Origin of the sequence: Martelella mangrovi, assembly GCF_040545495.1 — a bacterium.
Lineage (GTDB): Bacteria > Pseudomonadota > Alphaproteobacteria > Rhizobiales > Rhizobiaceae > Martelella > Martelella mangrovi.
Map to the genome: position 1 here is coordinate 282,751 of NZ_JBEPLY010000004.1, position 14,081 is coordinate 296,831.

The following is a 14,081-nucleotide window of genomic DNA, read 5'->3' on the forward strand; positions in this document are numbered from 1 at the left end:
TTCGCGCATTGTTTACGCGAAATGCCAACTGATAGCGAGACGTCAGCCATGCGCGCTTTGTTCCCGAAGGCGTCAAAACGGGCTTTCCTTCGGCTTTTTTGTGCAGCAGACTGAACCACTTGGGAAGTGAAAACGTTCTGAAAAACAGAGGCAATGTTTTTTCAGGCTATCGGTGCGCGTTTTTCCGCCAGCGGCAATGTCGGGCACCGGCGCTCAGGGAGGAGACCACCATGACGCAGGACCAGTGTTTCGACTTTCAATCGGTTTTGCCCGAAACCGAGGTGGAGCGGGCGATTGCGGAACTGCGTTTCGGCCGCCCTGTGATCTTGCGCGGCGGTTCCCGGCAGCTTGCAACGCTCGCGCTCGACTGCGTGACGCCGGCGCTTTACGACCGGTTTGCGCATGCCACCGACAACCGCCACAGCCTGTTTTTGACCAGGGAGCGCGCCGACCGGCTGGGTATCAGCGCGCAGAACGGCATCACCGTGCCGCTTGCGGATATCGGTTTCGAGAAAGCCTCGCGCCATGCCTACGCGCTTTCCGGCGATAAACCGGCAGTCTGGGCACCGGCCGATCCCCTGCAGGCCGACGCCTCGCAACTGGCGCGGCTGGCGCTGTTGCTGCCGGCCATGGTTACGGCCGACATCGAACCGGGGGACAGCCGCTTCGCCGCCTGCCTGAGCGTCGATCCGGCAAACCTGCGCTCCCGCGGAGCCGGGCGTCAGCATTTTCAGCAGGTGGTGCGCACCCGTGTTCCGCTGAAACAGATCGGCGACGCCGATTTTGCCGTGTTCCGGGGCGGGATGGCGCAAAAGGACCAGATCGCCATCATCGTCGGCACGCCGGACCTGACCGCGCCCGTGCCGGTGCGGATTCATTCCTCCTGCCTCACCGGAGACCTTTTCGGATCGCTGAAATGCGATTGCGGCGACCAGCTCAGAAACGGCCTGGCCCAGTTGAAGGCTGCCGGCGGCGGCGTGCTGATCTATCTCGATCAGGAAGGCCGCGGCACGGGCATCGGCGCCAAGATGCGCGCCTATGGTTTCCAGCATCAGGGGCTCGACACAATCGATGCCGATGCCGAACTCGGGCTTGAAGGCGACAATCGGCGCTATGAGGCCGCGGCAGCCATGCTTGGTCTCCTCGATATCTCGCGGGTCGTGCTGCATACAAACAATCCGAGCAAGGTTGACGGATTGCGCGCAAACGGCATTGATGTGACAGGTCAGGTCCGGGTTACCGGCACCGTGACTGCCGACAATGTCAACTATCTGAGAACCAAGACACTGCGTGCCGGACACACGCTTGAGCTTGAAAGCCTGATTGCCGCGGAATAGGACGCATGAGCACGCTGGAACCGCCATCCGACAGGCAGACACTGCCCGGCATGCATATGCCCGCACACGGCGGTGCCACGGCCGCATGGCGCGAGCGGCATCTGCTGAAGAACACGCTGGCAGCCCTTGCCGCCATCTATGTGGTCTCGATCGCGGCCTATCTCGCGCTTGCTGCCCATCTTGCCGCCGGGCCAGGAACGGTGACCACAGCGGCGCTTGCGCTGCTCGCCATCCTTGCGCTGGTGATCCGCGCCCTGCCCGGCCATGAACACCGGCGCTTCGGCCCGGCCAATATCATTACCGCCATCCGCGCGTCGATGGTGAGTTTTTTCGGTGCGGCGATGATTGTCGGTGATGTAGCAAACGGTTCCGTGCCGCCGGTTGTCATCCTGCTTGTCGTCATCGCGCTGGCTCTCGATGGCATCGACGGTTATCTTGCCCGGCGCACCCGGCTTCAGTCGGCCTTCGGCGGCCGCTTCGACATGGAGGTCGATGCGCTGCTGATCCTGCTGCTTTCCGTTTCCGCCCTGCTGCTGGGAAAGGCCGGCGGCTGGGTGCTGGCGATCGGGCTGATGCGCTATGGCTTCGTGCTCGCACAGACGGTGCTGCCGTTTCTCAAGGCTCCGCTTGCCCCATCCTTCCGGCGCAAGCTGATCTGCGTTGTTCAGGTGGCAGCACTCTGCCTCATCCTGCTGCCCGGCATCGTGCCGCCGGCCTCCACGGCGATTGCCGCCATTGCCCTTGCGCTGATCAGCTATTCCTTCGCGGCCGATATCATCCACCTTGCCCGACAGCGTTTCACGACAGCATGAACAAACGCTTTGACAGCACGCTCGGTCTCGCCCGCTCGCTTCTGGTCTATTACGGCCAGCCCTGGCGGCGCAGTGCGCTGAAATTCTTCTATGGGCAACTGATCTGCCCAGGCGATCTGGTCTTTGATATCGGCGCTCATGTCGGCAGCCGCACCAGAACCCTGCTTGCGCTCGACGCCGATGTCGTCGCGGTCGAACCGCAACCGCTCTTCGCCGATTTGATCGAACGGCGTTACGGCGCGCGCCTGCATGGCTTCGAGCGCGTTGCCGTGGGAGCTGAGGAAGGCGAGGTCGCGCTTGCGATTTCCAGCCGTCACCCGACGGTTTCCAGCATTTCCGGCAACTTTGTCAGAACGGCGGGCGGCACGAAAGGGTTCTCCTCCGTTGTCTGGGACAAGACGGTGACAGTGCCGATGACAACGCTGGATGCCCTGATTGACCGCCACGGCCAGCCCTATTTCTGCAAGATCGATGTCGAGGGCGCGGAAAGTGCGATCCTGGAAGGCCTGAGCAGGGCGCTGTCGCTGGTTGCGTTTGAATATATTCCGGCGATGCCCGAGATTGCCATCGCAGCGGTGGAAAGGCTTGAAACGCTGGGCGACTATCGCTTCAACCGCGTGGTGGGCGAGAAACACCGCTTTGTGTCCACCCACTGGGTCAGCGCCGGGGAAATTCTGGAAACGATCCGCGGGCTCTCAACCGATGATCCCTCCGGCGATATCTATGCCCGGCTTGTATCATGACGGCGCCCGATCGCGATGACCAGAAACAGGAGGCCCTGCGGCGCCACCCCCAGAAGCGAGATCATGCCGTAAAGCAGGCTTGCCGAAAGCCCTGCGGCACTGGTCAGCCCGAAGAGTGGCCAGAGCGCGGCAGCCGCGGCCTCGCGCGTGCCCCAGCCGCCGACGCCGGCCGGGATCAGCATGGTCATCAGACACAGCGGAATGACCGTCACGGCGGCAACCGGCGGCAGGGGCGCACCGGTGGCAGAAGCCGCGATCATGAAAACGGCGACATAGGCGGCAACCGTCAGCATGCTGAGACCCAGCTGAATGGCGAATGCGCCCCGGTTCCAGAAAACCGCCGCAAGGTCCGGCCGCAGGGTTTCATACCGCGCCATCAACCGGGAGCGGGCGATGAAAAGGCCAAGACAGACTGCAGCACCGAGAACGCCTGCACAAATCAGCGCGAACCGCGAAAAGCCGGGTGGCAGACGGCCCGCCAGAAACACGGGCCAGGCGAAAAGCCCGGCCCCGGCCAGCACAAAGAAGGCAAGCTGTCCCGAAAGCCGCTCAAGCACGATCGCGGCGGCCGGACGCTTCCAGCTATCTGCCGTGCGGCTGCGATAGGCCCGCACCGCATCCCCCGCCATGCCGCCGGGCAGGATCTGGTTGACGAGGCTGGCGATATAATATTCGCGGATCGCAAGCGCGGCCGGGATCGGATGGCCAAGCCGGGCCGCCGTAAAACGCCAGCGCAGCGCCGACAGCACCACCTGAAGCTGGACGAGTGCAACACCTGCGATGACCGGTCCGGCAGAGACATTGCCAAATGCCGCCGCGACATCGGCGGGGTCGACAGCAACAAACAGCCCGGCAATAACCGCCAGACAAAATATCACCGCAAGGACGCCATATGCGGACAAAACCCGCTCCTTCCAATGGCACTATATTCGGTGGCACGGTATCCGGATAACCGGACGGCAAGGACATGTCATGATGGCTGAAGCGCCGCGTTGCAAGCACAACCTTTCCGGCCGGCAGGCCGGCGCGGTGCTGGTGTTTGCCGTCATCGCCCTTGTGACGCTCAACCTGCCGGATTATCCGGGTGGCTTTTCGGCAAGCGCCTTCCTGCATCTGCCCATCGAAATTCCGCTGCTGGGACTGGCGCTGGTCTTGCTGCCGCGCCGCATGGCCCTTGTTCTGGCAGCGCTGGCGACATTTGCCATCGGCACGGTCCTGTTTTTGAAACTCGGCGATATCGGTGTCCAGTCGGCTTTCCGGCGGCCATTCAACCCCTATCTCGACCTGCGGATCTTCGCCGATGGCTGGAACCTGTTTTCCGGCAGTTTTGGCGCCATGACCGCCATGCTGACAGTCGCCGGCGTGATCATCCTTTTTGTCGGTGTGCTTGTCCTGTTCTTCCTGTCCATGCGGCCTATGGCAAAAGCCGCCGGCAAAAAGGCGCGCGGCATGACATGGGTGTTTTCCGGCCTCCTGGCCGTCGGGCTTGCGCTCTGGGCCGCAGGGGCTGCAACAGGAACACGGACCTATGCCGATGCCCGCGCATCGACCTATATCGTCAATCGCGTCCACGCCGTCACGCAGGCGATGAGGGATATGCAGCGCTTCGACCGGGCGCTGGCCGAAAGCGTGTCCCTGCCGCAAACCGACACGCTGTTTCAGGCCGTGCGCGGCCGCGATGTCGTTCTGATCTTCATCGAATCCTACGGGCGCAGTGCAATCGAGGACCCGCTTTATGCGCCGCTGATCGAACTGCGGCTGAAAGTCGTCGGTGACGAGCTGAAAAAGGCCGGCTTTGCCGCAGCCAGCGGCTGGAGCCGCTCGCCGACCATGGGCGGGCTGAGCTGGCTTGCCCACGGCACATTCCTGTCCGGCCTGTGGGTCGATAATCAGGCGCGCTACGACCGGCTGATGACGAGCCACCGCGAAAGCCTGAACCGGCTGTTTCGCGAGGCCGGCTGGCGCACGGCGGCCGTGATGCCGGCGATTACCATGGACTGGCCGGAGAGCGCCTATTATGGCTATGACACCATCCTGGCCGCCGATGATCTCGGCTATGAAGGCGAACCCTTCAACTGGGTGACCATGCCCGACCAGTACACGCTTTCAGCCTTCGACCGGCTGGTGCGCCATACCGGTGACCACCGCCCGGTGATGGCCGAAATCGCACTGATTTCCAGCCACGCGCCCTGGACGCCTGTGCCTGAGATGATCGACTGGTCCGATGTCGGCGATGGCAGTGTATTCGACGAACAGGCCACAAGCGGCGATCCCCCGGCCGTGGTCTGGGCCGACCGCGAGCGGGTGCGCCGGCATTATATCGGAACAATAGATTATGCGCTTGAAACCGTCGGCGACTATATTGCCCGTTTCGGTGAGGATGCGGTCTTCATCGTGCTCGGCGACCATCAGCCCGCACCGCTGATTACCGGCTCCGATGCCTCGCGCGCCGTGCCGGTCCATGTCATCAGCTGCGATGCACATCTCGTTGAACGGTTTGAAGCCGAGGGTTTTACGCCCGGCATGATCCCGTCCGCCAACGCGCCCGAACCGCCGATGGACGAAATGCGGGGAAAACTGATCCGGATATTCTCCGAACCGGTTCAGCCGCGATAGCGCAGCCGGTCGATCAGAAGCCGCAACGCCGAACTCATCTGCCGGCGGCTTGAATAGCAAAGCTGGAAACCATCGAACGGCTCGCACCAGTCGGCAAGCACGCGCTGCAACCGGCCTGCCTTGATGTCCGCCTCGACCTCCGGCAGGGTGACGTAGGCAATACCATAACCCTCGCGGGCCGCCGCGACACAGAACTCGGCTTCGTTGAAAACCAGCGGACCGGAAACCTTGCGCACGATCTCCTCGCCTTTTCTCTCGAATTCCCAGTCATAGGGCGCGGTGGTTGCGCCAAACCGCATGACGATGCAATCATGCGCGTCGAGATCGCTCGGGTGCAGCGGCACGCCGCGCTTTTCGAAATAGGACGGTGCAGCAACAGCGGCCATTTCGACGCTTGGACCGACGGGCACGGCAATCAGATCCGGGCCGACCATCTCCGCAAGCCGCACGGCCGCATCGAACCGGCCCTCGGCGAGATCTGCCAGACGGCTGTTGGTGTTGATGTCGATGCGGATATGCGGGTAGTCGCGCACCAGCTCCATGATCACCGGCCACAATATGCCGCGCACCGCTGTCGCTGAGGCCGTGAGCCGCACAAGCCCGGCCGGCGTATCGCCGATGGAACGCAATTGCTCGATCCGGCTTTCGATCTGTTCGAGGCCCGGCCGCAATGCATCGATCAGCTTTTCGCCCATATCGGTGGTGGACACGCTGCGGGAGGTGCGGTTCAGAACCCGGAAGCCGAGCGAAGCCTCCAGCCGACGGATCGTATGACTGACGGCGGATTGCGACACACCGAGGCGGTTTGCCGCGCGGGTGAAATTGCCCTCCTCCGCAACGGTCATGAACACCGTCAGATCACCCAGTTCATCCCGCCGCATATCGTCTCCGTTTCGCTGTTTTTTGGTTTCCGAGCGAAGCATAACGGCAAAATGCAGCACCATCCATGAATTTCATTCATTTGATCAATGATGAAAATGGCATGGTTCAAGCGACCGCTTGGCTCTAGAGCGTTTCAGACTGAAATGGAAACAGTTCTGTTTGCCCAAACCGGTCATTCCACGCGAAGAAGTCCGCGCGGCATAGCCATAGCTATGGCGAAGGGCTTCGACAAAGTGGAGGGCCGGTTTCGGCAACCCCGCAGGGCGGCATGAATTTGCGCCATTACCGGCGGTCTTCGGCTTGGACATAGCTTCGGCTATGCCCTGCGCCAAAGCCCTTGGTCCTGGCGCAAATTCCTTGCCGCAGAACGATTCCATTTCAGTCTGAAACGCTCTAGTTTCAATGGCACGGCATATCCGGAGCATCAATGACATCCACCGAAAACAGTCCTGCAAGCCATGACAGCGCGCCCGTCGCGCATCCCATGAGCGCGGTTTTATCGATGACGCTTTGCGTATCCATGCTGATTGCCTCGGAATTCATGCCCGTCAGCCTGCTGACGCCGATGGCCGAAGGTCTGGGCGCCACGGCGGGACAGACGGGGCAGGCAATCTCCGTTTCCGGCCTCTTTGCGGTGGCCGCCAGCCTGCTGACGGCAACGGTTGCCGGGCGGATCGACCGCAAGATCGTGCTGCTGACGATGACCACGCTGATGTTGATCTCGCTGGTGATGATCGCGCTTGCGCCGAATTTCGCCGTGCTGATGAGTGCGCGCGCGCTGCTCGGCATCACCATCGGCGGGTTTTGGTCGCTCGCCACCGCGGTGCTGATGCGGCTGGTGCCGCCGGCAAAAGTGCCGCAGGCGCTTGCCATCATGTATACCGGTCAGGCGCTTGCCGCCGCCTTCGCCGCCCCGATCGGCAGTTATCTCGGCGGGTTGATCGGCTGGCGCGGCGTGTTCTGGGTGCTGGTGCCGCTGGTCGTCATCAATCTTGTCTGGCAGTTCGCCGCCTTGCCCGCCCTGCCCGCGCGCAACCGGCTCACCTTTGCCAATCTGCTGGGCGTGCTGCTGCGCCCCTATTTTCTGCGCGCGCTCGGGGCGATCATATTCACCTGGGGATCGGCGTTCACGATGTTCACCTATCTGCGTCCGTTCCTCGAAACGGTCACGGGCGTGGGCGTGACAACGCTTTCGATCCTCCTGCTGGTGCTCGGCTGCGCCGGTTTCATCGGCACATGGCTTGCGGGAAAGCTTGCCGGCGATCATGTTATTCGTCTGCTGATCACACCGCCGCTGATCATGGGCGCGGTCACGCTCGGCCTGCTGGTATCGGGCCATTCGCTCGTTGTGGTGGCCGTTCTTCTGGCCATCTGGGGCGCGATGAACACGGCTGTGTCGATCATCTGGATGGCGTGGCTATCGCAGAATGTCGACGATGCGCCGGAAGCTGCGGGCAGTCTGATGGTCGCCGCAATTCAGGCGTCTATCCTGCTCGGCGCGTTGATTGGCGGCGTGCTGCTGGACGCTTTCGGCATCGGCGCGACCTTTATCGGCAGTATTCTCATGGCGATCGCCGCCATGCTGTTTGTGGGCAGCGGTCGGTCGCTGCTCAAACGTTAAAACCCAAGAAGGAGAAGACCATGCTTGCCACCGTGATGCATGCCCCCGGCGACGTCCGTTACGAGACCGTCGACGATCCTAAAATTCTCAAACCCACCGACGCCATCATCAAGCTGTCGGCGACCTGCATCTGCGGCTCGGACCTGTGGCCCTATCGCGGCGCGCAGCCGCTCGATGAACCCATGCATATGGGGCACGAATATTGCGGCGTGGTCGTGGAAGTCGGCAGCGACGTGACGACCGTGAAGCCCGGCCAATTCGTCGTCGGTTCCTTCGTGCTTTCCGACAACACCTGCCCGCATTGCCGCTTCGGCTATCCATCCTCCTGCGAACAGCGTGAATTCATGAGCGGCGCGCAGGCCCCTTATGCCCGCGTACCGCTGGCCGACGGCACGCTGGTGGCCACCGATAACATGCCGACCGACGGGCAGATCCCGCACATGCTGGCCGTCTCCGACGTTCTCGGCACCGGCTATTATGCCGCCGAAGCCGCCGGCGTGAAGGAAGGATCGACCGCCGTCGTCGTCGGCGACGGGGCTGTCGGCCTGATGGGCGTTCTCTCGGCGAAACTGATGGGTGCCGAACGCATCATCGCCATGAGCCGCCATGAAAGCCGCCAGAAGCTCGCCCGCGAGTTCGGCGCCACCGATATCGTCGAAACCCGCGGCGAGGAAGGCGTTGCCGCCATCAAGGAAATGACCGACGGCGTTGGCGCCGATGCTGTTCTCGAATGCGTCGGCCTGCAGGAAAGCATGGATCAGGCGCTTGGCTGCGCGCGTCCGGGCGGCGCTGTCGGCTTTGTCGGCGTGCCCCATGGCGTAACGATTGGCGGCGAGGGGCTGTTCTTCCAGCAGAAGCGCCTGTTCGGCGGCCCCGCGCCGGTGCGTCGCTACCTGCCGAAACTGATGGACATGGTGCTGAAGGACGAAATCCGGCCCGGCAAGGTCTTCGACCTCGAACTGCCGATCGACCAGGTCGCCGAAGGCTACAAGGCCATGGACGAGCGCCGCGCCATCAAGACGCTGCTGCGCGTGTGACCTAGCACTGCCCGCCGGTTTCACAACAGCGGGCCGAAAGCGGATCTCCCCCCTTGAGGGGGAGAGCTGTCGCAGGTGGCTTTGGATCTCGCTCCATATACTCTCTCCCGCTTGCGGGAGAGATGCCCCGAAAGGGGCAGTGAGGGTGAAGCAGCGTTTCAAAATCGTGAAGGCGTCCGCGTGGATAGGCTCCCCCCTCACTGTCGCTGTCGCGACATCTCTCCCCTCCGGGGCGAGAAGACTTGGGGGCTGTGCGGCGAAGCCATATGCAATCCCCTTTGAGGGGAAGATTGATGGCGTCCTTTCCGGCTTTTTCAGCCGATCAGCCGCGCCGTGTAGATCTCATCGGCGGGAAGCGGCAGAAGGCGGTCGGCCATTTCGCGTTTCAGCGCCTCGTGGCGTTCGGTTCCCTCTGCCGTCTTGTCCTTCTTGCCGCCGAGCCGCACGAATTCCTCCAGAACATGACCGGGCCTGATGACGGCCTCCGCCGTCTTGCCGCGATAGGCAAAGCGAAAGAGATAGGGGCCCGGCGGATCGGTGATCACGTCCTTGCCGCCGAGCGGGCGAAAGACGGCCAGCCGGTTTTCGGTCAGGGCCCGCGTCACCATTTCCAGCGCATCGCGGCCGCCCGGTCCGGTAAAGGCAGTCAGCACCGAGATTTCGCGGCGCTCCAGCGGCGCGTCATCCAGCAGCGGAAAGGCCGCCTGCATGGCTTTTAGCCCGTGAACGACACCGCCGGGGAAACCGCCGCCGTGATAGGCCATGATGTCATCGAAGGAAAAGGTGAGCGCGCGGCCGCCTTCGCTGACCGTGATCGTGTCATGCATCAAGAAAACCCTTCAGATTGGGGATGAACCGGTCGAGAAAACGCGTCGTCGCCGGCATGAAATGCGAACCGTGGTGGAACATCGGGTCCAGCGAGGAAATGATCATTCGCCCCGGCGTCGAAACTTCGTCGATGTAGAAGATCGCGCGGCCCTCTCCGTCACGCACCAGAACCTCTGCACCCTCAGGCGGCTCAAACCAGCCATGCAGATGCCAGGTCACGTCGCGGTTCGTCATGCCCGCCATCAGCGGGTGGGCGGGGTCTGCAATCGTGACGCCGAGATCGGCGCCGGGCTCCAGCCACCACCACCAGTTTGTCGGCGTCTGGGTGAAAGCCACATGCGGAAGCCAAAGATGCGAGAGGCTCTCGCCAAGCGCGATCACCGTTCCGCCTGCGGCAAGATGCCGGTCGATAACGGGCCGTTGTGCGATCATGCGCTGCGCCGGCGTGCGGCAGGGCACCCAGAGCGTGTCATCATCCCGCAGGCTCTCCCCGAGCGCCTCCGGCGTGGTGACAACGTCGAACGCGGATGCATAGCGCGACCCCTCGAGACTGTGCGTATGGTAATAACAGCCCGATGACGGCAGAACGAGGCGCTTTCGCTGTTCAGGCGCCGATTTGAAGCCCGGATAGCTTTCCGCCGCGCCCAATCGCGCCTGATAGGATGTGCCCGCAGGTTCCGCGGTCACCGGATCGGCGCACTCGCCGCCATCGGCCCAGGCAATGATGCGCGCGGCAAGCGTTGCGGGCAGGTCCCATTCGCGCCCCATCGTGGCAAGATCATTGCCCGCATGACTGAAGATGCGCCCGCCTTCAGGCCGCGCCCAGACCCAGTCAACCGGCACGGCATCCGGACCGAGCCCGTTGACCACGACCGCGCCTTCCGGCGGCGGATTGCAGCCGCGGCCGTAAAACCCGGCAACACCCTTGTTGGTTTCGAGTTTTTTCAGATCGATACCGTCAAAGATCGGATGCGCATTGACGGGCGAAAGTTCGAAATCCGCCCGTTTCGGCGCAGCAATCGGACGGTACTGCGCCATGCCGCCCAAAAGCGGACGCAGCATATGGCCGTTGAAGAACCAGCGACCACCGCGATCGAGAAAGGCGGAAAGCGCATCCCTCAAGTCGAGCATTTCGTTCTGGTCGAGCTGGTTGCCGGTGATCAGGCCGCGATGGCTGGCCAGATGCTCTGCGCTGAGATCGGCCTGATCGACAATGCGCACAAGACCTTCGGCCGCAGCCGCACGGAAGACCTCGGACGGCCCCTCATAGGCCGATTTGACATAAACAACGCTCATCAAAACTCCCTTCCTGCGAATGCCGGTATGACGGCCTTGCGGGTGCCGCTTTCCGGGCCCGTCAGGTCCACCCAGCGCATGTCGACCCCATAGAGCCGCGCAAGCGCTTCCGGCACGATCATGTCCTCGACCGTGCCGTTCACCTCATGGCCGCCCGGCATCATCAGCAGCGCGTCATCGGCCGCTGCCAGCGCATGGTTCGGATCATGGGTGGTAAACAGGATCGCCTTGTCGCGGCGTTCGCGCAGCATGTTCAGGAGGTCGAGCGTTTTCGACTGGTTGCCGAGATCGAGCGCCGAGGTCGGCTCGTCGAAGACGAGGGCGGGAGAGCCGGTGGCAAGCGCACGGGCGATGAGGATCATCTGCCGCTGGCCGCCGGACATGCGGTCATAGCGCAGCTCCGCCAGATGCATGGCGCCGACGGTTTCCAGCGCATCTCTTGCGGCTTCGATATCGTCCTTGCCCGGCTGGCCGAAAAGCCCGATCCGAGCAGCATGGCCCATGACCACCACATCGAGGCCGGAGAGTTTCGCCTGCGAGGCGCCGTGCTGGGGCACATAGCCGGCAATCTTCGGTGCGGTGCGCGTGCCCGTCTTCAGTGGCTGGAAACCGAGGAGCGCGCGCAAGAGCGTGGTCTTGCCGCGCCCGTTCGGCCCGAGAATGGCCATCGTGCGCCCGACCGGCACGTCAAAGCTCACATCGCGGAAGATCACAGTGTGTCCGAAGGCGACACTGGCGTTTTCAAGTCCGATCATGGCTGGTTCGCTTTCGAGAAATGCCGGCGCAAGAGCAGGCCGAACACCGGCGCACCGATCAGCGCCGTCAGCACACCGAGCGGAATTTCCGCCGCCGTCAGCGTGCGCGCCAGCGTATCGACGAAGGTGAGATAGGCGGCCCCCAGAATGGCCGAGGCCGGGATCAGCACGCGGTGATCTTCCCCGACGAGAATCCGTGCTGCATGCGGAATGACGAGGCCGATCCAGCCGACAATGCCGGCAATTGCCACCGAGGTTGCGGTCATCAGCGCCGTGGCGACGAAGATGAACCAGCGCTCGCGATCCGGATTGACGCCGAGCGAGCGGGCTTCGGTATCTTCCAGCGCCAGAAGATTGAGCCGGTAGCGGAAGAGCCACACCGCGATGATGCCGATGGAAAGCCCCGGAAGCCCGAGCCAGAAGCGCGCCCAGGTGGCCGTCGAAAACGAGCCCATCAGCCAGTAGACGATGGCCGGCAGCGAGGTATTGGGATCGGCAACGAACTGCACCACGGAGACGAGCGCGGAAAACAGCGCGCCGACCACCATGCCCGAGAGGATGACGGTGACAATCTCGGTGCGCCCGTTGATGCGCGCCAGAAGCCCGACGACAACGAGGGCGGCAAGGCCGAAGATAAAGGCCAGCCCCAAAAGCGTGACCCCGGCATAGCCGAGCAGAATGGCAAGCGCGCCGCCAAAGGCAGCCCCCTGGCTGATGCCGAGCACCTGCTGCGAGACCAGTGGGTTGCGGAAGACGCCCTGAAGCGCCGCACCGCCAACGGCAAGTGCCGCACCGGAAACGGCGGCAATCAGCACCCGCGGCATGCGCACCAGAAGCACGATCCGCTCGTCGATGTTTTCAAGCGGCGCGGTGGGTGCGGCGATATAAGCGAGAATGATTTCGGCGATCCGCCCCGGCGAGACGGCAAACCGCCCCGCGCCGATGGCGAAGATCAGCGCCGCGAACAATGCGGCGAAAAGGCCGACAAAGACGCCGGCCCGCAAGGCACCGGACCCGCCATGAAGACGGGCGCCGGCTGTCACATCGCTCATGACTTGGCCTTGAACTGATCGTAATTGGCAGCGCCCTCGTTGAGGTCGGTCCACAGAATGCCGTCAATGTCTTCTTCGCTCAGATCGTAGTCATAGATCTTCGCGTAGGCATCCTTCATCTCGGCGCGCAGGTCATAGTCGAACACATCCGGATGCAGGATTTCGGCAAGCCACATCCAGGTCAGCGGGCTTTCCGTGTTCGGCGGATCCCAGCGATAGCCGCCGAGCGGCATGCGGTAAACCTTGTGGTTCTGCGCCGCATTGGTGAGTGACAGGATCGGGTCCTCATAGATGCGCTCGGGCGAAATATCGCTCTCGAAATTGTTGAGCAGGATCACATCCGGGTTCCAGGCGGCAATCTGTTCGGGATTGATGGTGACGCCGTTGGCCTCGAGATCGGCCGAGGCGCTCCTGCCGCCGGTAAGCTCGATATACCAGGTGTTGTAATTGTTCTTCGCGCCAGATGCCTTCAGCGTTTCCTGGGCGCGCAGCAGGTACAGCACTTTCGGCTTGTCGGCCTCGTCAATGGCTGCAGCCTTTTCGGCGATATCGCTGGCGACGTCCTCGCGCCATTCGATCAGCGGACCAATGCGATCGTCGCGGCCCATGGCAACCGCCGACATGGTCATGTAGTCGCGCGCCTTTTCCTCCGTGCCGTAGGAGATCAGCATGGTGGTCAGGCCGGCATTGGTGATCGGGTCGACCAGGTCATTGCCGCGATCGGCCCACTGGATGACGAGATCCGGGTTGGTGGCGGCCAGTTCCTCGACATTGGGAATGAAGTTCGGCGCGGTGATGTCGGAGGGGATGTCCTTGGCTTCCGGATAGATTTTGCCGAGAATGCCGTCGAGCACGGCCTGTTTGGCAACCGGGTTCATGCCGACCTGCTTTTCGACACCGCCGTCGATCGCGATCAGCGTCGAGGCCATCGGCATCGGGATCGAGGCGACCCGCTCGGCGGGCTTTTCCAGAACAACCTCACGGCCGGCCTGATCGGTGATTTCAATCGGATCGGCATGGGCAAGGCCCGCGCCGGCCAGAATGAGGGATGCGATGCCGAACGGCACGACGGTCTTCATGAAAAGCTCCTTTGACAAATAGC

13 protein-coding genes are annotated in these 14,081 nt (G+C 62.9%); 6 read left to right on the forward strand and 7 right to left on the reverse strand.

The window, feature by feature from the left end; genetic code table 11:
* The first annotated feature begins 230 nt into the window (after positions 1 to 230).
* From ribA to ABID12_RS08155, 3 genes are read left to right on the forward strand one after another with little or no spacing between them, the layout of a single operon-like run.
* On the forward strand, positions 231 to 1,337 hold the full coding sequence (ribA, locus tag ABID12_RS08145) for a GTP cyclohydrolase II RibA (RefSeq protein WP_354433794.1): 1,107 nt from the start codon (positions 231 to 233) through the stop codon (positions 1,335 to 1,337).
* 5 nt (positions 1,338 to 1,342) lie between these two features.
* Entirely contained in the window at positions 1,343 to 2,149 is an 807-nt protein-coding gene (locus ABID12_RS08150; RefSeq protein ID WP_354433795.1) for a CDP-alcohol phosphatidyltransferase family protein, read from the forward strand.
* A complete protein-coding gene (locus ABID12_RS08155; protein WP_354433796.1) occupies positions 2,146 to 2,892 on the forward strand; it encodes an FkbM family methyltransferase in 747 nt (248 codons plus the stop codon). Before ABID12_RS08150 ends, ABID12_RS08155 begins: the two co-directional genes overlap by 4 nt.
* Here the strand turns inward: ABID12_RS08155 and ABID12_RS08160 are convergent.
* Positions 2,871 to 3,794: a lysylphosphatidylglycerol synthase transmembrane domain-containing protein gene (locus ABID12_RS08160; RefSeq protein WP_354433797.1), complete on the reverse strand. Its 924-nt coding sequence runs from the start codon at positions 3,792 to 3,794 to the stop codon at positions 2,871 to 2,873. The genes ABID12_RS08155 and ABID12_RS08160 overlap by 22 nt on opposite strands.
* 73 nt (positions 3,795 to 3,867) lie before the next feature.
* On the opposite strand from ABID12_RS08160, the gene ABID12_RS08165 reads away from it, so the two are divergent.
* On the forward strand, positions 3,868 to 5,508 hold the full coding sequence (locus ABID12_RS08165; RefSeq protein ID WP_354433798.1) for a sulfatase-like hydrolase/transferase: 1,641 nt from the start codon (positions 3,868 to 3,870) through the stop codon (positions 5,506 to 5,508).
* Here the strand turns inward: ABID12_RS08165 and ABID12_RS08170 are convergent.
* Complete coding sequence (locus ABID12_RS08170) at positions 5,496 to 6,389, reverse strand: LysR family transcriptional regulator (protein ID WP_354433799.1); 894 nt, start codon at positions 6,387 to 6,389, stop codon at positions 5,496 to 5,498. The two genes, ABID12_RS08165 and ABID12_RS08170, sit on opposite strands and share 13 nt — an antisense overlap.
* Before the next feature lie 428 nt (positions 6,390 to 6,817).
* On the opposite strand from ABID12_RS08170, the gene ABID12_RS08175 reads away from it, so the two are divergent.
* Both ABID12_RS08175 and ABID12_RS08180 read left to right on the forward strand, forming a co-directional pair.
* On the forward strand, positions 6,818 to 8,011 hold the full coding sequence (locus ABID12_RS08175; RefSeq protein WP_354433800.1) for an MFS transporter: 1,194 nt from the start codon (positions 6,818 to 6,820) through the stop codon (positions 8,009 to 8,011).
* A 20-nt stretch (positions 8,012 to 8,031) separates the two neighbouring features.
* A complete protein-coding gene (locus ABID12_RS08180) occupies positions 8,032 to 9,048 on the forward strand; it encodes a zinc-dependent alcohol dehydrogenase family protein (protein ID WP_106310852.1) in 1,017 nt (338 codons plus the stop codon).
* A gap of 314 nt (positions 9,049 to 9,362) precedes the next feature.
* Here the strand turns inward: ABID12_RS08180 and ABID12_RS08185 are convergent, their stop codons facing one another.
* The 5 genes from ABID12_RS08185 to ABID12_RS08205 are packed head-to-tail and all read right to left on the reverse strand — an operon-like array spanning position 9,363 to position 14,058.
* Complete coding sequence (locus tag ABID12_RS08185) at positions 9,363 to 9,875, reverse strand: hypothetical protein (protein WP_354433801.1); 513 nt, start codon at positions 9,873 to 9,875, stop codon at positions 9,363 to 9,365.
* A complete protein-coding gene (locus tag ABID12_RS08190; protein ID WP_354433802.1) occupies positions 9,868 to 11,172 on the reverse strand; it encodes a hypothetical protein in 1,305 nt (434 codons plus the stop codon). The genes ABID12_RS08185 and ABID12_RS08190 overlap by 8 nt, the downstream gene beginning before the upstream one ends.
* Positions 11,172 to 11,927, reverse strand: coding sequence for an ABC transporter ATP-binding protein (locus ABID12_RS08195; RefSeq protein ID WP_354433803.1), 756 nt, complete (start codon positions 11,925 to 11,927; stop codon positions 11,172 to 11,174). Before ABID12_RS08195 ends, ABID12_RS08190 begins: the two co-directional genes overlap by 1 nt.
* Positions 11,924 to 12,979 (reverse strand): FecCD family ABC transporter permease, encoded by a 1,056-nt coding sequence (locus ABID12_RS08200; RefSeq protein ID WP_354433804.1) that lies wholly within the window; start codon positions 12,977 to 12,979, stop codon positions 11,924 to 11,926. Before ABID12_RS08200 ends, ABID12_RS08195 begins: the two co-directional genes overlap by 4 nt.
* Entirely contained in the window at positions 12,976 to 14,058 is a 1,083-nt protein-coding gene (locus tag ABID12_RS08205; protein WP_354433805.1) for an ABC transporter substrate-binding protein, read from the reverse strand. Before ABID12_RS08205 ends, ABID12_RS08200 begins: the two co-directional genes overlap by 4 nt.
* Positions 14,059 to 14,081: the final 23 nt, after the last annotated feature.